The following is a 19,998-nucleotide window of genomic DNA, read 5'->3' as shown; positions in this document are numbered from 1 at the left end:
TTTGAGTTTATCATATCGGACAAACCTTGGCTACAAGAGCAGAAGCCGCGAAAGGCCGTAAATGCTTGTAAAACAGAGTAAATAAGGCTTATTATGGTCATTACGCTCTAACTGCCTACAATTTTCGACAAATTTAATGTTATCGTCTTTTTATTTGTGGCAAAATGAGTACTGCTTGATGAAGGAGGAAACAGACATCATGTATAAACTGCTGCTAGTTGATGACGAACCGGAAGTAACGGAAGGTCTAATGATGGAGATTGATTGGGAGAGCTGTGGCTTCTCTGAGGTGAAAACCGCCGGGAACGGGAAAGAAGCGACAGAGCTTGTAGAAAAAATGGAGCCGGATGTGCTCATTACCGATATTAGCATGCCCTATATGAACGGCCTCGAGCTTGCCGATTGGGTGAAAAAAATGTATCCGATTACCCGCGTCGTCATTCTGACGGGGCATGACGAATTCGAATATGCCAAGCAGGCCATTAATTTGCAAGTGGAAAACTACCTGCTGAAACCTTTCTCGGGGAGCCAATTGACGGAAACGGTGCTTCAAGTCAAGCAGAGGATGGATGAGGAACGGGAGATGCGGAACAACGTCGAGCTTCTGCGGGAGCATTACCGCATGACCTTGCCGATTGTCCGCGAAAAGTTTCTCTCTTCCTTAATCACTCGCCATCAGTCGTTAGCAAGTATCCATGAGAAGGCGGAGAAATACGGCATGGAGCTGGACGGAGAAGGTTATGTCGTCTCCGTGATCTCCGTTCTTCATTCGGACAAGCCGGAGGAGGAGCTGGACCCTCTTCATGCGGTCTCCTCGATTAAGGATCTTGATCTGAAATTGTTCTCCATTACGAACATTGCGGGCGAGATTTGGACGAGACACCAGTTAGGCAAAGTTTTTATCCACCAGGATCAGGTTGTCCTGTTCACGGTTAGTCCGGATAGCCGAGATGAAGAGGTAATGGAAGCGACCCAGGATGCGCTGAAGGAAATTTTGCAGAGCATCGAAAGATTTCTGAAGCTCCCCGTTATGATTGGAGTCGGGACGTTCACTCGGGATATCCGCAGCCTGAAGTATTCGTATGAGGCGGCAGAGGTAGCGCTTGATTACCGCAGAATTCTCGGGATTAACCAAATTATTTGCATAGACGATATGGAAGAGCGCGTGCAAGAGAAGCTGATCTTTGACGAGTGGAAAGAACAGAACCTGGTCCGGTCTATCAAGGTAGGGACTGAGCAGGAGCTGGCCGAAGTCATTGATGAGCTGTTTGACGATCTCGCGCGCGTGCAGGCGCCGGTACAGATGCATAACTTCGAGCATTACCTGCTCGAGATGGTAACGGCTATTATCAAGCTGTCCAAAATGATCGAAGACGGCAAAGACAAAGACCCTATCTTTGCGGTGGGTATATTGGATCAATATCAGAAGCTCAATACGCTTAATGAAACCAAAGCCTGGTTCACCGATCTTTGCGGCAAAGTAAGGAGTCGAATTGCGAGCCGCAGGCAGCATTCGTATAAGCATATCGTAGAGGAAGCGATTCAATTTACGAAAAGCAATTTCAACGACCGCGAGCTCTCGATCAACGTTGTCTGCGCGCATCTTCATATTAGCACGGGCTATTTCAGCAGCTTGTTCAAGAAGGAAGTGAAGATGACCTACGGCGCATACCTGCTGCAGCTGCGCATGGAAGCGGCGAAGGAATATCTGAGAACGACGGAGCTGAAGACCTTCGAGATCGCGGAGAAGGTTGGTTTTGCCGACCCCAATTATTTCAGTCTTTGCTTCAAGAAATACGCGGGAGTATCCGCCAAGGAATACCGCAGCGGCTTGACGGAGTCGTCCAGATGAAAAGCGGCAATAGCAGAAGCATTCAATACATTTTATCGGTCTCCCTCATCCTGTTCTCGGTCTTTATTATCGTTGTTGTAAGCACGGTACTGTACAGCCGGTTTGCCACTACGGCGGAGGAGAACGCCTTCCGCAATTCGCAGCAGATTGTCGACCAGGTCAGCTACAGCCTGGAAAATAACGTGCAGGCGACATCCGATCTGTTCAATATGATGTACCACACGATTACGCAAAGCGGAGATGTGGACACGGAGAGTCTTCACCGCCAGCTGGCAACGATGATGTCTACCCGCGCGGATACGGTATCACTCGCTTTGTTCGATGACAAAGGGCAGCTCGTCATGGATTTGCCCGACGTTACGATGAAGAACGCTTTGGATGTCACCTCGGAAAGCTGGTTCCAAAGCGCGCTGGATACGCCAAGCCATTTGTCCATCTCGCTGCCGCATGTGCAGAACCTTTACAAGGAGCAGTTCAGATGGGTCGTTTCGCTTAGCAAGAGTATTACGATGATTCATAACGGCAAGCCGATCCAAGGCGTTCTGCTGCTTGACGTTAACTTCAACACGATAGATGAACTATCCGACAGAGTTAGTCTCGGCGAGAAAGGTTATGTCTACATTCTGGATGAATCGGCGGGCAACATTGTTTATCACCCCCAGCTGCAGCTTATTTATGCCGGATTGAAAAACGAGAACGTCGAGCTTGCGCTCAAACATACTTATGGCAGCTATATCGACAAAACCTCCAATTCTACAAAAATCATCAGTGTTCAAACAATCGGCAACGTAGGCTGGAAGGTTGTAGGCGTGTCCTACAAGGATGAAGCCATGACCTCCATTTCGGAGCTGAACAGATCCATGTTTCAGCTCCTTCTTGCTTTAATTCTGATTGTTGTGCTGCTCTCGAGCATCGTCTCGCGGCGGATATCGAGGCCCATCAAGCAGCTCGAGCTGACCATGAAAAATGTAGAGCACGGCAATTTTGAACAGACGGCCGTTGGCGAAGGACCGCTTGAAGTCCGGCAGCTGGCCGACCGGTTTAATATCATGATTGGCACGATCAAGAAGCTGATGAGGCAGATCGTAACGGAGCAGGAAAGCAAACGGACGTATGAGCTTGAGGCTTTGCAGGCCCAGATTAACCCTCATTTTCTATACAATACGCTCAATTCGGTTGTTCGCATGGTGGGGATGAACAAAAACGAAGAAGTTACCACGATGATTACTTCTTTATCGAAGTTGTTCCGGATCAGTCTCGGCAAAGGGAAAAGCGTCATTGCGATCGCCGATGAGCTTGAGCATGCCCGGAACTATCTCGTTATTCAGCAAATGAGGTTTAAGAACAAGTTCGATTTTTCCATTGAGGCCGAGGATGTCGCGTTGAATTACGCCACTCTGAAACTAATCGTTCAACCTCTCATCGAGAACGCTCTTGTCCACGGCATCGAGCCTTCTGTTGATAAAGGCTATATACGGGTGAAGGTCAAGCTGGATGGCCAGGATATCGTTATTGAAGTAAGGGACAACGGTCTTGGCATGAGCGAGGAGCGGCTGAAGCAGGTCAATGCCGGCCATGTGACCAGCTCCAAGGGCTCCGGAGTAGGCGTAATGAACGTTCAGGAGCGGATTAGGTTATTTTACGGTCAGGCTTATGGCCTGCATTTCGAAAGCGAGCTTGAAGAAGGGACAACCGTTACGATTCGATTCCCGGCCATGGAACTGAAACAGGCCGAAGGGAGGGAACGGGGAGAATGAATCGGAGACAACGGATGATTGCAAGTTTATTACTCGCTGTGACAGCCCTGGTTCTGCTTATTTCCGCTTTCAACCCTGGAATTTTGGAACGGAAACAGAAACCTTCGGATATAACGATTCAAGTTATTTTGCGGTCAAGCGAAGGTGATTACTGGCAAAATGTCATGCTTGGCGCGCAGGCGGCGGTTAAGGAGTTCGGCATTACGATGTACACTACCGCTTCTTACGATGAAACGGATGCCGACGGGCAGATGCAGGCCGCTAGACAGGCGCTTGCAACAAAACCCGATGCCATTGTGCTCGCGGCCAGCGATGATGAGATTTTTGCGCCGTTCCTAAAGGAAGCGGCAGAGCGGCATATTCCGGTTATCGCAATCGACAGCGTACTTACCTCGGGGAAGACGAGATCGTATATCGGCATGGATAATTACGAGGCAGGCGGGCAAGCACTCCGTGAATTGGCCGACCAGCTTGGAAGGCAAGGTCAAATCGCCATTATCGCCCATGCAGCCGGGGGAATTAACGGCAGGCTAAGAGCCCAAGGTATTCTTGATGCTGCCTCCAGATACCCGAATATCCGTATCGTTGACCAGGTGACATGCAGCGGCGAACAAGATATTTGCAGCCAGACGGTAGAAGAGGAACTGCATAAGCGGCAGCTGGATGGCATTATCGCTTTAAACACGGAAGCCTCGATTGGCGCGGCGATGGAGCTGAGGAACGAGCAGGCGGGGGATCGGGTTAAGCTTATCGGCTTTGACAGCTCGCCGGAGCTGCTGGAGCTGCTGCAAGAGAATCAGCTGCAAAAGCTTATCGTGCAAAACCCTTTCAGTATGGGGTACCTCGGAATGAAATACGCAATGGAAGCCGCGCTTGGCCATAAAGTCCCATCCCGGGTTGAAATTCAAAACAAACTGATCGACAAGAAAAACATGTTCTGGAAGGATAACCAGAAGCTGCTATTCCCTGTCGTTCAGTAATTAGAAACTGATGAGAATATTAATAAAAAAGATGAGAATATTAGATTCGAATCCATTTCAAATTTCGACATAATAAGGATGCAGCAAGCAAGCAATACGGCAAGCTCGCATTACTTAATTCACTCGGGGGGTATTACAGAGATGAAAAAATGGACAGTGGCTCTTGTAGCTGGAGCAATGGCACTTACGGCAGCAGGTTGCTCGAACTCGAATAACGGTGGCACCGGCGGCGGAAGCCTTCCTAAAACAGGCGTAGCGATTTACAAATTTGACGACACATTCATGAGCGGCGTGCGGAACTCGATCAGCAAAGCAGCTGAAGGTAACGTTAAGGTTGATATCGTTGACAGCCAAAACTCCCAGCCGACTCAAAACGATAAAGTTGACTTGTTCATCACGAAAAAAGTAAAAGCAATGGCGATTAACCCGGTTGACCGTACGGCAGCGGGAGTTATTATCGACAAAGCTCAAAAAGCGGACATTCCAGTCGTGTTCATTAACCGCGAACCGCTTGCCGACGACCTTGCGAAATGGGACAAAGCGTTCTTCGTAGGCGCGAAAGCGGAAGAGTCCGGCACAATGGAAGGCGAAATCATCGCCGACTACTGGAAGTCGCATCCTGAAGCAGACAAAAACGGCGACGGCGTTCTGCAATACGTAATGCTGAAGGGCGAACCGGGTCACCAAGACGCTGAGCTTCGCACAAAGTTCTCCGTTCAAGCTATCGAAGATGCAGGCATCAAAGTTCAAAAGCTGGCTGAAGATACAGCAATGTGGGACCGCGTTAAAGGCCAAGAGAAAATGGCAGCCTTCCTTGGTTCCCATGGCGACAAGATCGAAGCGGTTATCGCAAATAACGATGACATGGCACTCGGCGCAATCGAAGCTCTGAAAGCGGCAGGCTACTTCAAAGGCGACAAGAAAATGCCGGTTGTAGGCGTTGACGCAACGGACCCTGCCATGCAAGCACTGAAAGACGGCACTATGCTTGGTACGGTTCTGAATGATGCTGATAACCAAGGTAAAGCTACGGTTATGCTCATGAAGGTTCTGGCAGCTGGTGAAACTCCAACGAAAGAAAACACAGGCTATGACATTACAGACGGTAAATACGTTTGGATTCCTTACCAAAAAGTGACTCAAGAAAGCGCAAAGTAATTCGAGTTAACACAGTATCAGAAAAATAAAAAATGACGAAAAACAGGGAGCGACAACCGCACTTCCGTCGCCCCCTGTTTTTTTGTACCTTGCTTCTTGGATGGGAGCCGGATTAAAGGAGGCTATATTAATGGCAGAGCAGCATCCTTATTTGCTTGAGATGAACAATATTACGAAGACGTTCCCTGGCGTTAAAGCGCTTGATAACGTAACGCTGAAGGTTCGGCCGGGTACGGTTCACGCCTTGATGGGCGAGAACGGCGCGGGCAAATCAACACTGATGAAATGCTTGTTCGGGATTTATCATCCGGACGCGGGCGAGATTTTCCTCAATGGACAAAAAGCAGATATCAAAAACTCGAAGGACGCCTTGAACAGCGGCGTATCCATGATCCACCAGGAGCTTCATCCGGTGCCTCAGCGCAGCGTAATGGAGAACATTTGGCTTGGCAGATTTCCGATGACGGGCGTTCGTCCGTTACGGTTTATTGACCATAAAAAGATGTACAAAGACACAGTCGCATTGTTTGAAGATTTGAACATGGACATTGATCCGAACCAGCTAGTCGGCGAATTGTCGGTGTCCAAAATTCAATCGCTTGAAATTGCGAAAGCCGTGTCGTTCAACTCCAGAGTTATCGTTATGGACGAACCTACTTCTTCCTTGACGGGCAACGAGGTTGAGCATTTATTCGCGATTATTAACAAGCTGCGTGCACGCGGCGTAGCCATCATTTATATTTCGCACAAAATGGAAGAGATTTTGCGTATTTCCGATGACGTAACGATCATGCGTGACGGTAAATATATCGGAACCTGGGAATCCAAAGAGCTGACGATCGACATGATCATCCAGCGTATGGTAGGCCGCGATTTGTCGGAACGTTTCCCGGAGCGCACGAACGTACCGGGAGAGGTTATGCTCAAGGTGGAAAACCTTACTTCCATACTCCCACATTCTTTCAAAGACGTATCCTTTGAGCTTCGCAAAGGAGAAATTCTCGGGGTTGGCGGCCTTGTCGGCGCTCAGCGTACCGAATTGATCGAAGCCTTGTTTGGACTTCGTACCGTAAAATCCGGGGCGATTTACAAAGACGGCAAGCAAATTACGATTAAATCCCCGATTGATGCGAAAAAGTATAAAATTGCGCTTTTGACGGAGGAACGCCGCGTAACCGGTATTTTCCCGGTGCTCAACATCACCGAGAATACGGCGATCGCCAACCTGGGTCTATACAAAGGACCTTTTGGCTTCTTGAATGAATCGAAAATGCGCGTTGAAGCGAAGAAAGGCGTCGAGAAGTTCAGAACCAAGACGCCATCGGTCAACCAACTGATCCGCAACCTGTCTGGCGGTAACCAGCAGAAGGTGCTTCTCGCACGCTGGCTGCTGACGGATCCGGACATTCTGCTCCTGGACGAGCCGACCCGCGGTATCGACATCGGCGCCAAATACGAGATTTACCAGATCATTATCGAGCTTGCGAAGCAAGGAAAGAGCATCATTATGATTTCGTCTGAAATGCCTGAGCTTATTGGTATGTCGGACCGGATTATGGTTATGTCGGAGGGCCGCGCAACGGGTATCCTCGACGGCAAAGACGCGACAGAACAAAGCATTATGAGGCTGGCCGCTCAGACGGGCTAATGATGAGGATTTGAAGGAGGATTAACACTCATGGAAGCTACAAGAGGTTCAAGAGCTAGAAGTATATTTTCACAAAACGCGATCTGGATCGTTCTGATCCTTCTCATCGCTGCCATTACGATTATGGACACGAACTTCCTGTCCATTACGACATTCCGGGATATGCTCGTTCAGTCGTCGACGCGTCTAATCATCGCTTTGGGCGCCGCGTTTATCCTGATTACAGCCGGAACGGACTTGTCGGCCGGCCGCGTAGTAGGTTTGACGGCGGTTGTATCCGCATCGATGCTGCAAAGCGCGGATTACGCAAACAAGTTTTTCCCAAACCTGCCGCATCTGCCTTTGATTCTTCCGATCCTTATCGCGGTTGTTGTAGGTCTCATTGTCGGCTTGATCAACGGTATTATCGTATCGAAATTTAACGTTCCGCCATTTATCGCAACGCTCGGTACAATGGTTGCGGTATACGGCGCGAACTCCCTGTATTTCGATATGCCGCCTAACCAATCGCAGCCAATCGGCGGTCTTCGCAAAGATTTCAGCGAACTCGGCACGGGCTCGATCGGCAGCGGTGACTGGTCTCTGCCTTACATCGTACTGATCGCAATCTTCGTAGCGTTTATCGTGTGGGTTGTGTTCAACAAAACGACTCTTGGCAAAAACATGTATGCGATCGGCGGCAACATCCAAGCCGCTCACGTATCCGGTATTAATGTAGCGAAATGTCTCATGTGGATCTATGGTATTGCGGGCGCTTTGTACGGTCTGGCTGGCGTTCTGGAAGCAGCGCGTACAGGCGGCGCAACAAACAACTACGGCAACATGTACGAGCTTGATGCGATCGCAGCCTGCGTAGTCGGCGGCGTATCGACAACAGGCGGCGTAGGCCGCGTGAAAGGCGTTATCGCAGGTGTATTGATCTTTACCGTAATCAACTACGGTCTGACTTACATCGGCGTGAGCCCTTACTGGCAGCTGATCATCAAAGGTGCAATCATCGTTGTTGCAGTAGCATTCGACATCCGTAAATATGTAGCGAAGAAATAGTTCTGACATTCTGCAGCAAACTAGGAACCCGCAGGAACGTGCTTGGATAAAGCGCGTATCCTGCGGGTTCTTTGTTTTTTCGACACGAAAACCTTAAATACGACATGATTGCGTCAAATAAAGGTTAGATATGCCGAAGGTTATGGAGTTTTTTAGTTGTACGTGATCACATTTATGTCATATTACCTAACATATTTCCATTTACTTCAAACAGGCGGCTGTCTATAATGAAACTAATACATTTGGGAGAGGTGGTCGCATGCAACTAACTGAACGCGAGAAGGAGAAGCTTCTAATTACCATTGCAGCCGATTTGGCCAGAAGACGGTTGAACCGGGGAGTAAAGCTGAATTATCCGGAAAGCGTGGCGCTCATTACCTCCGAGATTATGGAGGGCGCCCGTGACGGCAAGACCGTAGCGGAGTTAATGGAATACGGAACCAAGGTATTAAAGCGTGAAGATGTCATGAGCGGAATTCCGGAAATGATCCACGAGGTTCAAGTGGAGGCTACGTTCCCGGACGGAACAAAGCTGGTTACGATTCACCATCCCATCTCCAGCTAAGCTGACGCTGCCAAGGAGGGAATCTTATATGATACCGGGAGAATACAGGATTACGCCTGGCTCCATTGTACTTAATGCCGGACGCCGGACGGTGAAAGCGATCGTTGTGAATACAGGCGACCGCCCCGTTCAGGTAGGCTCTCATTTTCATTTTTTTGAAGTAAACCGGGCATTATCGTTTGACCGCGAAGCGGCCTTTGGCATGCGTCTTCATATTCCCGCCGGTACGGCGATCCGGTTCGAGCCGGGGGAAGAAAAGCCGGTCACGCTGGTTGAGCTTGGCGGTTCCAAGCTGTCCTACGGGTTAAACGGATTATCCGAGGGCAAGGCGGAAGCGGGCAAGCTGCCGGAGGAAGTCCGCGCGCGTCTTAACGCATGGGAAGGAGAAGGCGGATGAGCGTCATTGACAGGCATAGATACGCGGCCATGTTTGGACCAACGACTGGGGATGCGGTACGGCTGGCGGATACCGAGCTATGGGCCGAGATCGAGAAGGATTATACCGTTTACGGCGATGAGTGCAAGTTTGGCGGCGGCAAGGTCATCCGTGACGGCATGGGACAATCAAGCGGCGCTCTTCGGGATGAAGGCGTGCTGGATACTCTAATAACGAACGCTATTATTATCGATCATTGGGGAATTGTGAAGGCCGATATCGGGATTAAAGACGGCTTTATTGTCGGGATTGGCAAAGCGGGAAACCCGGATATTATGGACGGAGTTACGCCGGGCATGATCGCAGGCGCAAGTACCGAAGTGATTGCGGGCGAAGGGAAGATTATTACGGCTGGCGGCATTGATGCGCATATTCATTTTATATGTCCGCAGCAGATCGAGACGGCGCTCTCTTCCGGCGTCACTACAATGATTGGCGGCGGCACTGGGCCGGCGACGGGAACCAATGCAACAACCGTTACTCCGGGTGCCTGGCATATGCGCAGAATGCTGGAGGCGGCGGAGCAGTTTCCCATGAACCTGGGTTTTACGGGCAAAGGAAATGCTTCGTTTACGGCCCCTCTGATTGAACAGATTGAGGCAGGAGCGATTGGGCTGAAGCTTCATGAAGACTGGGGGACCACTCCCGCGGCGATTGATGCGTGCCTGAAGGCTGCCGATCAATACGATATTCAGGTTGCGATTCATACGGATACGCTGAACGAAGCGGGATTCGTGGAGGATACGCTTAGGGCGATTGGCGGCCGCACGATTCATACATACCACACGGAAGGCGCGGGCGGCGGCCATGCGCCGGATATTATCGTAGCGGCAGGGGAATTGAACGTACTCCCTTCTTCCACCAACCCGACAAGGCCTTTTACGATTAATACCATAGAAGAGCATCTGGATATGCTTATGGTCTGCCATCATCTGGACAGCCGTATACCGGAGGATGTGGCTTTCGCGGATTCCCGGATCCGGCCGGAGACGATAGCGGCGGAAGATATTCTTCATGATATCGGCGTCTTCAGCATGATCAGCTCGGATTCCCAGGCTATGGGGAGAGTTGGGGAAGTGATTATCCGTACATGGCAGACGGCGGATAAAATGAAGCGGCAGCGCGGGCCGCTGTCGCCCGATACCGTAAGCGATAACTTTCGCATCAAGCGTTATGTGGCGAAATATACGGTCAATCCGGCCATCTCGCATGGCATTTCTCATCTGGTAGGCTCGGTCGAAGTCGGCAAATTCGCGGATCTGGTGCTCTGGCAGCCAATGTTTTTTGGCGTGAAGCCGGATTTGGTGCTGAAGGGCGGCAGTATTGCCTACGCTCAAATGGGCGATCCGAATGCTTCCATTCCAACTCCTCAACCGGTGTTTGGCCGGCCGATGTTTGCTTCTTTCGGCAAGGCTGTATACGGCAGTTCGATTACGTTTGTCTCGCAGGCGGCGTTTGACAACGGCATTGATCGTCAGCTTGGACTCCAGAAACGAATCGAGCCGGTGAAGGGCTGCCGGTCGGTCACGAAGAAGGATATGATCCATAATGACGCAACACCGTTAATTGAGGTTGATCCGGAGACCTACAGGGTAACCGTGGATAAAGAACATGTGACCTGTGAGCCGGCGAAGTCGCTGCCGATGGCTCAGCGCTACTTTTTATTCTAAGGAAGGGCGGTTAGCGGATGGGTTCTTCTGCAGCTTGGCTCGCCATGCAGCAGCTATTGGACTCTGCCCTGCCGATCGGAGGGTTTTCCCACTCGTTTGGTCTCGAGACGATGATACAGGAAGGGCGGATCGTTCATAGCGCGCAGCTGTATGAGTATGCGTCGGTTATGATGAGGCAAAGCTGGGCGACCTCGGATGCAATGATTATCCGGGCTGCTTACAGGGATGCTCCGCATGAGGATTGGAACAGGTTGTTTGCAGTGGAGCGGCTTGTGCATGTGCAGCGGATTGCGGTAGAGACGAGAGTTGGCATGGAGAAGATGGGCCGCCGTCTGTTGCAGCTTGCCGCTGCCATTCTTCCGCAGCTTGATTGGTCGCTATTAAATGAAGCTTTGCGGGACAGGAAATGTCAGGCTACCCATCCGCTTGTATACGGTTATATATGCTGGCGGCTTGGCGTAGAGGAAGAACGGGCAGTCCAAGGCTATTTGTACACTTGTGTGGTTACTTGCGTGAATAGCGCCCTAAGGCTTATGTCAATCGGTCAGACCGAAGGTCAATCGCTTATCGCAAGGTTGTCGTTAGGAATAGACGAAGCAACGGAGCTGGCCATGTCGATGCGGCCTGAGGAGGCGTATTCGAATATGCCGATGGCAGAGCTGGCCATGATCCGGCATGAGGGTTTGTATTCGCGTTTATTTATGTCATAACCATAATGAGAAAGTGGGGAATTGCAATGTGCCAAGGTCAAGGTCATACGCATAAAGAATGGGAGAAGCCGGTTATCGATGGATCGCGTCCGGTTCGGATCGGAATCGGAGGTCCGGTTGGTTCGGGCAAAACCGCGCTGGTGGAGCGGCTGTCGAGGGAGCTTTGCGAGAAATACAGCTTGGCCGTTATTACGAATGATATTTACACCAAGGAAGACGCGAGGATTCTCGTAAATACGGGAGTGCTTCCTGAGGAACGGATTCTCGGAGTAGAGACGGGCGGCTGCCCGCATACGGCTATCCGGGAGGATGCGTCGATGAACTTCGAAGCCATTGAAGAGCTGCAGAGCAGATTCGAGAAGCTGGACCTGATCTTTATCGAGAGCGGCGGCGACAATCTGGCAGCTGCCTTTAGCCCGGAGCTGGTGGATCTCTTCATCTATATTATCGACGTTGCCCAAGGGGAAAAAATTCCACGCAAAGGCGGCCCTGGCATTATGCGTTCGGATCTGCTCGTGATTAACAAGATCGACCTTGCCCCGTATGTCGGTGCAAGTCTGGAAGTGATGGATGCGGATTCGAAGCGGATGCGGGGCGATCGTCCGTTTGTCTTCTCCAATATGTTCGGCGGCGATGGGGTAGCCGAAATCGTTGGCTGGCTGGAGCATGAACTTGCGCATGCGCGGGGTGAAGCGCATACCCATATCGTCCAGCTTGGCTCCATGCCCCATAAACATTAGGCATGGCTGCAGATTTACGGGAAGAGCGCGCGGTACGGAACTCTGTGCTGCGCGCTTCCTTTCATTTTACGGATGGCGTGACACGGCTCTCGGATAAGTATCATACCTCGCCCATTAAGATCGCCAAGAGCTTTCCGCTTCAAGAGCAGCTGGCTGTAATCATTATGGATTCTTCTCCCGGATTGCTGGCAGGAGACCGATACGAAATGGAATGGCAGGCGCATGGCTCCTCGCATGCTTATATCACGACCCAATCTTATATGAAGGTTCATCCCAGTCCGCTTGATATCGGGGCGGTGGGGTCCTCGATTTGTCAGACCTTCCGGATTGGTTCTCACGCGGTTATTGAACATATGCCGGAGCCGGTTATGCTGTATAAGGATGCCAGGCTGCGCAGCGAAACTAATGTCTATCTGGAATCAGGAGCCGTGTGGATGCAGGCGGATATTCTTTGTCCGGGACGTACGCTGCGCCAAGAGAAGTTCCAATACAGAGAGTTTCGGAACAGCTTGTCCGTTTACTACGAGGATGAGCTGATATTCGCCCAGCGGCAGCGGATTGTGCCTATCGAACATAAGCTTGCGGCTCCGGGCTGTTGGGAGGAGATGACGCATATGGCGACCTTTTGCCTGTTTACCGATCGATTAACGGCTTCGCAGATTGCGTCCATGAAAGAGCTTATTCAGGAAATGCCTGATTGCGGCTCACATCCGGTTGTGATTGGACTGTCCGACACGCACCGTTACGGTCTTGTCGCTGCAGCTGCGTCTACCGCGGCATGGCCGCTGCAAGAAGCAATGCGCTTTCTCTGGCAAGGCGCAAGGAAGATCGTACTCAGCAAAGAATCGGTTGGTTTGCTTAATTCTTAGGGCTGGACTTGGCTATGCGTTCAAAACACGGTATATTTATAGATATGAATGTATTAGCGAGGGTGGATGGATGAACCTGGATCAGGAGAAGCTTCTTAAACTAAGAGAGATGGATGACGTTTTCCGCAAGCTGCGCAGGCTGATTAACGCGGAATATAACCGGTTTAATGTTCATGGCCTTGGGATGACGGAAGGCAAGATGGTTATTATTCTTGCCCAGCATGGACCCCAGAAGGCATCTGCCATGGCAGAATGGCTTCGTATTACAAGCGGCGCCGTAACGGGAATTTCGGATCGCCTGATCGACCTGGGCTACGTGGAGCGTTCGCGGAGCGAGTACGACCGTCGTATCGTTATGCTAAGCGTAACCGACGAAGGTCGTAAGCTGGTGGATCATGTCATGGAAATGCGCGAGCGTATAATGCTTAAACTGTATGACGGCTTCGAGCTTGACGATATTGATAAAGCAACGGATATCTTCATCCGGATGGCGGCGAATCTGGATCCGAAGAGTGAAGCGTCGGAAGAATAAATGATCATAAAAGGACTGTCCCACAGCCAGATGGCTATGGAGCAGTCCTTATTTTTTTACTATAGGATTTATAGGGATTCGCCGTTCAGATAATTAAAGAATGGTTTGTCGACCCAGATCGGATAAGATTGGATGTTGAGTCCTGTGCCAAGTTTTTTGAATCCTTCCGCAATTGCGGCGGACGGCTCGTTTAACGAGAAGGATTGCGCGTAATAGTGGCCGGCGCCTGTAATTTTGTTGTTTGTGATTTGAATATAGTCATCCAGTTTGGTTGCAGAATAGTAGAGCGGCTGCCACCATGAGCTGGCGATAAGGCCGGTCTGGTCCTCGCTGTTTTTCTTTGCGTACTGCAGAATAACCGGCTGGAAGCGGGCTTTGTCCGCGGCACTCGCGAATTCGAATTTGAGATCGTATTCTTTGGCGTAAGCGATGTAATTGCCGTTTTCGATTTGGACGACCTTATAGTTCTCCGTTTGAACGGGCTCGCCCCACTCCTTCAAATAAATGAATGCGGAAGTTTTAGGCTCGAATTGTACTTTGGCGCGGATTCCTTCGCTGCGGAGCAAGCCGATCAGCTGAACCGCATGCTTCAGGTTATCGTGGCCGTATGTAAGAGTAAGCGAATCGACGAAGTTGGCGTCAAAACGGTTATCCTTCAGATTGTAGCCGGTAACGAGATTTTGCTTCAGGGCTGTATCCACTACCGTTTGAAGCTCAGGCGACTGAATGATATCAGAGGTGTTGTAGGCATCCGCCAGCTTGCCGTAGATATCGGCATCGGAAGTATAACCAATATAATGCTTATACTCGCCTTTAATAGAAAGAATCTGTACGAGAAGGGCTTCCGCCAGGTCAGACGATGAAGCTTTTCCTTTCACTTCTTTATAGAAAGAAGTGGGGAGCAGTCCGCTATGAACGGCAGCAGCAAGCTCTTGCGCGGCGGACAGGCTAAGTCCTGCCGGCGAGTAGCCGATTTGCTTCAGCGCGTCGGTTGTTTTGCTTTGCGGATAAGAATGGGCAAGCTCGGCCAGGCCGGCTGCTTTTACAGCAATATAAAGCGCGCTGGTTGCTTGGAGCGGCTTGTCGGCTTCTATTTTTAATGAAGTGATGATACCTTGCTCATATAATGCCGCTGCGGACGAATAATAAGGACTATCGGCTCCAAGATCGCTGAAGACCGGCTGGGACTTGGCAGCATCGAGATGAAGAACCTTGGCTACCTGTTGAAGGAATTGTCCCTTTGTAACCGTCCCTTGCTGGAAAGTAATGCCGTATTTCTCTTGCAAGAACTGTTCGTATTCTGTTATAGATGTAGAAGAAGATTGCAAGACTGGTGTTGTTGCCGCAGCTTGGGCTGCGGACAGGGGCAGGGCGGCAGAGAAAAGAAGGGATAATGCCAGCGATCCGGAAAGGATCCATTTGTTCCGTGCATTCATCATTCAAAACCTCCAATGAAATAAATAGAATAAATTAATTTGATTAATCCACTCGGAATTGTATGGAAATATTATCATTGTTACAAATTGGTGTCAATAGCCGAAAGTCGCAAGTCATGGTTTGCATGCTATAGTAGAATGGAAGTACATAAGCTTATGCTTACGAAGCAAGAATCATCGCGAACAGTCTGCTGCTGGCTGTTTGGGTGATCATTCTTTTCAGGAGGCTAACAACATGAACACAAGCAAGAAAGCGGAACGTTTGAAGAAAGCTCCTGCGCTCAAGGCGAATGTCGCTCCCGAGCTGGCGCATCGCGTGCCGCCCGGACAGACAACGACGGACCGCTTCCCGATCCTGCATGAAGGGGAAGTGCCGGAGTATGATATGTCCACATGGACCTTGCGTGTATTTGGCGAAGTGGAAGAGGAAAAGGAGTTTACATACGAGCAATTGATGGCTCTTCCTCAGATTAAGCAGATGAACGATATTCATTGCGTTACCCGCTGGTCGAAGCTGGATACCGAATGGGAAGGCATCCGTTTCACCGATCTGATGAAGCTGGTTCAAGTGAATCCGGAAGCCCAATATGTCATGATCCATGCCGATCAGGACTACGAGACGAATCTTCCGCTCGAGGATCTGCTGCACGACAACATCCTGCTGGCGCACAGCTTCGACGGCGAACAGCTGACCGCCAAGCATGGCTGGCCGCTGCGGCTGCTTGTTCCGCATCTGTATTTCTGGAAGAGCGCCAAGTGGATCAGAGGAATCGAATTTATGAAGGAAGACCGCCCGGGCTTCTGGGAAAGAAACGGCTTCCATAATTATGCCGATCCGTTCCGCGAACAGCGTTTCTCCGGCGAAGATCTTGGCTTGCCGGAAGACGAATGGCATCACAAGGATTTCGATTAATTGGCATATAGCCGGATAACTAGAGATATGGTATAGTACGTAGGTACATTCGAATAAATGCTGGAGCGGAAGCTTCAGGAGAGGTTCGCGAACTCCCTCTATAAAAAACTAAGAACTGGAATCTATTCTGATTCCATTTTTTTCGTTTTGAGACATGTGTACAGGGTTTTGTTCGAAGGGTCTCTCCCTCATTAAGGGAGGAGAAGGAAGATGAAAAAAGGAAAAGCGGTAGTTGTATTCAGCGGCGGGCAAGACAGCACAACCTGTCTGTTCTGGGCGCTGGAACGCTATGAAGAGGTGGAAGCGGTCACCTTCAACTACGGGCAGCGTCATGCGCTCGAGCTGGAATGCGCCGCTCAGATTGCCGAAGAGCTTGGGGTACGGCATCATGTGCTTGACATGTCGCTGTTGGGTCAGCTGGCACCTAACGCGCTGACGCGGCCCGATATCGAGATCGAGCAGCAGGAAGGCGGCATGCCGACTACGTTTGTGGACGGTCGAAACTTGTTGTTCCTGTCCTTTGCGGCGGTGCTTGCGAAGCAGATCGGAGCAAGAGCTATCGTAACCGGCGTATGCGAGACGGATTTCAGCGGTTATCCGGATTGCCGGGATGTTTTTATCAAATCGCTTAATGTAACGCTTAATCTGTCGATGGACTATCCGTTTGTGATCGAGACGCCTCTGATGTGGCTGGATAAAGCCGAAACTTGGGAGCTGGCTGACCAGCTGGGCGCCTTTGAATACGTACGGACCAAGACTTTAACCTGCTACAACGGCGTAATTGCGGATGGATGCGGAGAATGCCCGGCCTGCAAGCTGCGGAGCCAGGGGCTGAACCGTTACTTAGCCTCCAAAGAGGAGGGGAGAGCGGAATGATTCAGCAAATTTATCCAAGCGTCCAGCATTCCTTTCAATATGAATTAAACAAAGACATGCAGTTCGCCGCAGCGCATTCCATTCCTTCCGAGGAAGCGGGGCATTGCGCGCGCGTGCATGGGCATACGTATTTTGCTAACGTGACGATTGCCGGCGATGAGCTGGATTCGTCCGGATTCCTGGTGAATTTCGCAGCGGTGAAAAAGCTCATTCATAACCGCTTTGACCATACGTTTTTGAATGATCATACAGACGTATTTGACAATAACGACCCGAACCGTTTTCCTACCACAGAGGTTGTCGCCCGAACGATTTACGAGATTGTCCAAGCTTTTCTCGACGAAACGCCGAATAAGGCGACCTGTGTACAGGTCTTCTTGAGAGAGACGCCAACAAGCTACTGCATTTACCGTCCGAAGAAGGCTCAAAGCCATGACTGAGAAGCGTATTCCGATCATGGAAATATTCGGGCCAACCGTGCAGGGCGAAGGGATGGTTATCGGGCAAAAGACGATGTTCGTCCGAACGGCAGGCTGTGATTACTCCTGCTCGTGGTGCGATTCCGCATTTACTTGGGATGGAACGGGGAAAGAAGATATCCGCATGCTGACAGCAGGCGAGATTGTAGGCGAGCTCCGGGAGCTTGGGGGGGACGCCTTCTCCCACGTAACCTTGTCGGGCGGCAATCCGGCTTTGCTGAAAAATGCGGATGAGCTGGTGGACGCCCTTCATCGGGACGGCGTTCGAGTTGCGGTGGAGACGCAAGGCAGCCGCTGGCAGGATTGGCTTCTAGCTATTGACGAGCTGACCTTGTCGCCGAAGCCCCCAAGCTCCGGCATGACGACGAATTGGGAAGTGCTTGACGAGATCGTTGCGAAGCTCGCGGGCGGCAGTAATCCTTTCAGCTTGAAGGTTGTTGTATTTGATGAACAGGATTTGGCGTATGCCGCCAAGGTTCATAACCGATTCCCTGACGTGACTTTTTTTGTGCAGACGGGCAATGACGATCTGATTGAGGGAGATAACGGAAAGCTGGCGGCCAAGCTGCTTGAACGTTACGAATGGCTTATTGATCAAGTCATGAAACGCGAAGATATGACGAACGTGAGAGTGCTGCCGCAGCTTCATGCCTTGGTATGGGGCAACAAACGCGGCGTGTAAGAAGAAGGGAGACTATTCGATGTCTGGAAGAAACGAAGAGGAATTGCAAGGAATCAGCCTGCTGGGCAATCAAGGAACGCGTTATCCGATGGAATATTCGCCTGCGGTGCTGGAGGCTTTCGACAATAAACATCCTTACCGGGATTATTTCGTAAAGTTTAACTGTCCGGAATTTACGAGCTTATGTCCGATGACGGGCCAGCCGGATTTCGCGACGATTTATATTTCCTATATTCCCGATGTAAAAATGGTTGAGAGCAAGTCGCTCAAGCTGTACCTGTTCAGCTTCCGCAACCATGGCGATTTCCATGAGGACTGCATGAACATTATCATGAACGACCTGATCGAGCTGATGCAGCCTCGTTATATCGAGGTATGGGGCAAGTTCACGCCGCGCGGCGGCATTTCGATCGATCCGTATTGCAACTACGGCAAGCCGGGCACCAAATATGAGCAAATGGCAGAGCAACGGCTGTTTAATCATGATATGTATCCGGAGAAAGTGGACAATCGATAATCGGAGGCTAGTTGGGGAGGGGATAGGTATCTCATGAGGAGATGTATCTCCTTCCGGCCGCGGTTGCTTTCACTTTGTCGATACATTCCCCTCGTATATATCCCACCTCTATCGATTATGAGGCGGGCAGCAGAAAGGACCATGGATTAACTTCCGTGGTCCTTTTGTTTGAATGAAGGACCAGATTAATGGTCCTTCTTTTGGTTCCCCTCTATTAACCGAGTGAGGGAGCATACCTCGTTGTCCAATCCGTTTACGACTAATTCCCATTCGTAAGTAGCCGGGTTGTTGTCGGTGTCGAACAACCACTCCCCCTGCGAAATTGCGGAAGCTGGTTTTAAACCTAGGGTCAGTGTTAAGGCGTATGCGAAAATAAACGTTAGCTCCGTCATACGCATAGTAAGCGGCGGGAAACTGAGCGTCTCCTACAATGTCTGTTTCATCCGGGTTAACGTCAAGGACAGGATCAACTACGTTTTATATTGTTTTGTTTCAAAGGAACGAACTTCGAACTGCTTGGAAATGGCATCCTCGGGCTTAACCTCCATAACATGAGTTCATTGATAAACGGGATGCATTTATATGAAATCCGCCCTTATTGTGTGTAATTTATTTATTATATAAAAAAGCAGCGTCCATTCAAGGACCGCTGCTTTTTGAACTATTTAGTGGTTGTTTCCGGAGGAATTGCCTTTCTTGTCGGAAGATTTCGTTTGCGTATTTTTATTTGCGTGACCTTGCTGCTTGGACATTTGGTTCACCTCCCGTAAGCGATCCTTCTGTAGGCTTGATATCGGCCAACGGCGTTATTGTACGCAGTTTTTTCTTTTTTACGAATGTCGATTCCATTTCTGTTTATTTGTTTGTAACAGCTGTTGCAGAAACGCTTCAATATTTTGGTAAGAATAAAAGTTGATAAAAAAGCTTGCAATTGAATTCGAATTCGTGGTATATTCTTATTCCGGCCGCGAGAGACAAGCGGTTTGGACGAAGAGCTGAAAGTCATTGAGAAATTCGATGAAAATAAAGCTTGACACTGAATTCGATAACGTGATAAGATATGCAGCGTTGTTGAAAAAAATTGTTCTTTGAAAACTGAACAACGAGCGAAACTGCCCCGTTAGAAATAAC

Annotated in this window: 19 protein-coding genes and 1 riboswitch; of the genes, 18 read left to right on the top strand and 1 reads right to left on the bottom strand. The window is 50.1% G+C overall.

The features are described 5' to 3' along the window. Positions 1-199 precede the first annotated feature (199 nt). The 13 genes from WFJ73_RS31785 to WFJ73_RS31725 all read left to right on the top strand — a co-directional run bounded on the left by WFJ73_RS31785 (position 200) and on the right by WFJ73_RS31725 (position 13,964). The gene (locus WFJ73_RS31785; RefSeq protein ID WP_336776800.1) at positions 200-1,852 is read left to right on the top strand and encodes a response regulator; all 1,653 of its coding nucleotides are present in this window, start codon (positions 200-202) and stop codon (positions 1,850-1,852) included. After that, positions 1,849-3,609, top strand: coding sequence for a cache domain-containing sensor histidine kinase (locus WFJ73_RS31780; RefSeq protein ID WP_336776799.1), 1,761 nt, complete (start codon positions 1,849-1,851; stop codon positions 3,607-3,609). The genes WFJ73_RS31785 and WFJ73_RS31780 overlap by 4 nt, the downstream gene beginning before the upstream one ends. Further along, the gene (locus WFJ73_RS31775) at positions 3,606-4,589 is read left to right on the top strand and encodes a substrate-binding domain-containing protein (RefSeq protein ID WP_336776798.1); all 984 of its coding nucleotides are present in this window, start codon (positions 3,606-3,608) and stop codon (positions 4,587-4,589) included. Before WFJ73_RS31780 ends, WFJ73_RS31775 begins: the two co-directional genes overlap by 4 nt. Before the next feature lie 141 nt (positions 4,590-4,730). Next, positions 4,731-5,747 carry a galactose ABC transporter substrate-binding protein gene (locus WFJ73_RS31770; protein ID WP_127494446.1) on the top strand — a complete coding sequence of 339 codons (1,017 nt, stop codon included), beginning with the start codon at positions 4,731-4,733 and terminating at the stop codon, positions 5,745-5,747. 130 nt (positions 5,748-5,877) lie between these two features. Further along, the gene (locus WFJ73_RS31765; protein WP_336776797.1) at positions 5,878-7,395 is read left to right on the top strand and encodes a sugar ABC transporter ATP-binding protein; all 1,518 of its coding nucleotides are present in this window, start codon (positions 5,878-5,880) and stop codon (positions 7,393-7,395) included. A 30-nt stretch (positions 7,396-7,425) separates the two neighbouring features. Beyond that, positions 7,426-8,442: a galactose/methyl galactoside ABC transporter permease MglC gene (mglC, locus tag WFJ73_RS31760; RefSeq protein ID WP_336776796.1), complete on the top strand. Its 1,017-nt coding sequence runs from the start codon at positions 7,426-7,428 to the stop codon at positions 8,440-8,442. Positions 8,443-8,701: 259 nt separating this feature from the next. Then, a complete protein-coding gene (locus tag WFJ73_RS31755) occupies positions 8,702-9,007 on the top strand; it encodes an urease subunit gamma (protein ID WP_015845890.1) in 306 nt (101 codons plus the stop codon). Between the two features lie 28 nt (positions 9,008-9,035). Continuing rightward, the gene (locus WFJ73_RS31750) at positions 9,036-9,404 is read left to right on the top strand and encodes an urease subunit beta (RefSeq protein WP_336776795.1); all 369 of its coding nucleotides are present in this window, start codon (positions 9,036-9,038) and stop codon (positions 9,402-9,404) included. Beyond that, on the top strand, positions 9,401-11,113 hold the full coding sequence (gene ureC / locus WFJ73_RS31745) for an urease subunit alpha (protein WP_336776794.1): 1,713 nt from the start codon (positions 9,401-9,403) through the stop codon (positions 11,111-11,113). The genes WFJ73_RS31750 and ureC overlap by 4 nt, the downstream gene beginning before the upstream one ends. Before the next feature lie 17 nt (positions 11,114-11,130). Further along, positions 11,131-11,823 carry an urease accessory protein UreF gene (locus tag WFJ73_RS31740; protein WP_336776793.1) on the top strand — a complete coding sequence of 231 codons (693 nt, stop codon included), beginning with the start codon at positions 11,131-11,133 and terminating at the stop codon, positions 11,821-11,823. A 26-nt stretch (positions 11,824-11,849) separates the two neighbouring features. After that, complete coding sequence (ureG, locus tag WFJ73_RS31735) at positions 11,850-12,563, top strand: urease accessory protein UreG (RefSeq protein ID WP_127494432.1); 714 nt, start codon at positions 11,850-11,852, stop codon at positions 12,561-12,563. A gap of 2 nt (positions 12,564-12,565) precedes the next feature. Next, positions 12,566-13,432: an urease accessory protein UreD gene (locus WFJ73_RS31730; protein ID WP_336776792.1), complete on the top strand. Its 867-nt coding sequence runs from the start codon at positions 12,566-12,568 to the stop codon at positions 13,430-13,432. A 70-nt stretch (positions 13,433-13,502) separates the two neighbouring features. Next, complete coding sequence (locus WFJ73_RS31725; RefSeq protein ID WP_127494430.1) at positions 13,503-13,964, top strand: MarR family winged helix-turn-helix transcriptional regulator; 462 nt, start codon at positions 13,503-13,505, stop codon at positions 13,962-13,964. A 68-nt stretch (positions 13,965-14,032) separates the two neighbouring features. Here WFJ73_RS31725 and WFJ73_RS31720 read toward each other — a convergent pair whose 3' ends face one another. Beyond that, complete coding sequence (locus WFJ73_RS31720) at positions 14,033-15,403, bottom strand: hypothetical protein (protein WP_336776791.1); 1,371 nt, start codon at positions 15,401-15,403, stop codon at positions 14,033-14,035. A gap of 232 nt (positions 15,404-15,635) precedes the next feature. Between WFJ73_RS31720 and WFJ73_RS31715 the strand changes: the two genes are divergently transcribed. From WFJ73_RS31715 to queF, 5 genes are all read left to right on the top strand, one after another. Beyond that, positions 15,636-16,313: a sulfite oxidase-like oxidoreductase gene (locus tag WFJ73_RS31715; RefSeq protein WP_336776790.1), complete on the top strand. Its 678-nt coding sequence runs from the start codon at positions 15,636-15,638 to the stop codon at positions 16,311-16,313. Between the two features lie 74 nt (positions 16,314-16,387). Further along, a riboswitch (PreQ1 riboswitch) is annotated at positions 16,388-16,431 on the top strand. A 92-nt stretch (positions 16,432-16,523) separates the two neighbouring features. Continuing rightward, positions 16,524-17,189 carry a 7-cyano-7-deazaguanine synthase QueC gene (gene queC, locus WFJ73_RS31710; RefSeq protein WP_336776789.1) on the top strand — a complete coding sequence of 222 codons (666 nt, stop codon included), beginning with the start codon at positions 16,524-16,526 and terminating at the stop codon, positions 17,187-17,189. Beyond that, the gene (gene queD / locus WFJ73_RS31705; RefSeq protein ID WP_336776788.1) at positions 17,186-17,629 is read left to right on the top strand and encodes a 6-carboxytetrahydropterin synthase QueD; all 444 of its coding nucleotides are present in this window, start codon (positions 17,186-17,188) and stop codon (positions 17,627-17,629) included. The genes queC and queD overlap by 4 nt, the downstream gene beginning before the upstream one ends. Next, positions 17,622-18,350, top strand: coding sequence for a 7-carboxy-7-deazaguanine synthase QueE (gene queE, locus WFJ73_RS31700; protein ID WP_336776787.1), 729 nt, complete (start codon positions 17,622-17,624; stop codon positions 18,348-18,350). The genes queD and queE overlap by 8 nt, the downstream gene beginning before the upstream one ends. A gap of 19 nt (positions 18,351-18,369) precedes the next feature. Beyond that, positions 18,370-18,867, top strand: a complete 498-nt coding sequence (gene queF, locus WFJ73_RS31695; RefSeq protein ID WP_015845875.1) for a preQ(1) synthase — start codon at positions 18,370-18,372, stop codon at positions 18,865-18,867. The last annotated feature ends 1,131 nt before the right edge of the window (positions 18,868-19,998 follow it).

Source organism: Paenibacillus sp. MMO-58, from assembly GCF_037146255.1.
In the GTDB taxonomy this organism is placed as follows: domain Bacteria; phylum Bacillota; class Bacilli; order Paenibacillales; family Paenibacillaceae; genus Pristimantibacillus.
This window is presented reverse-complemented; position numbering and strand designations above follow the sequence as displayed.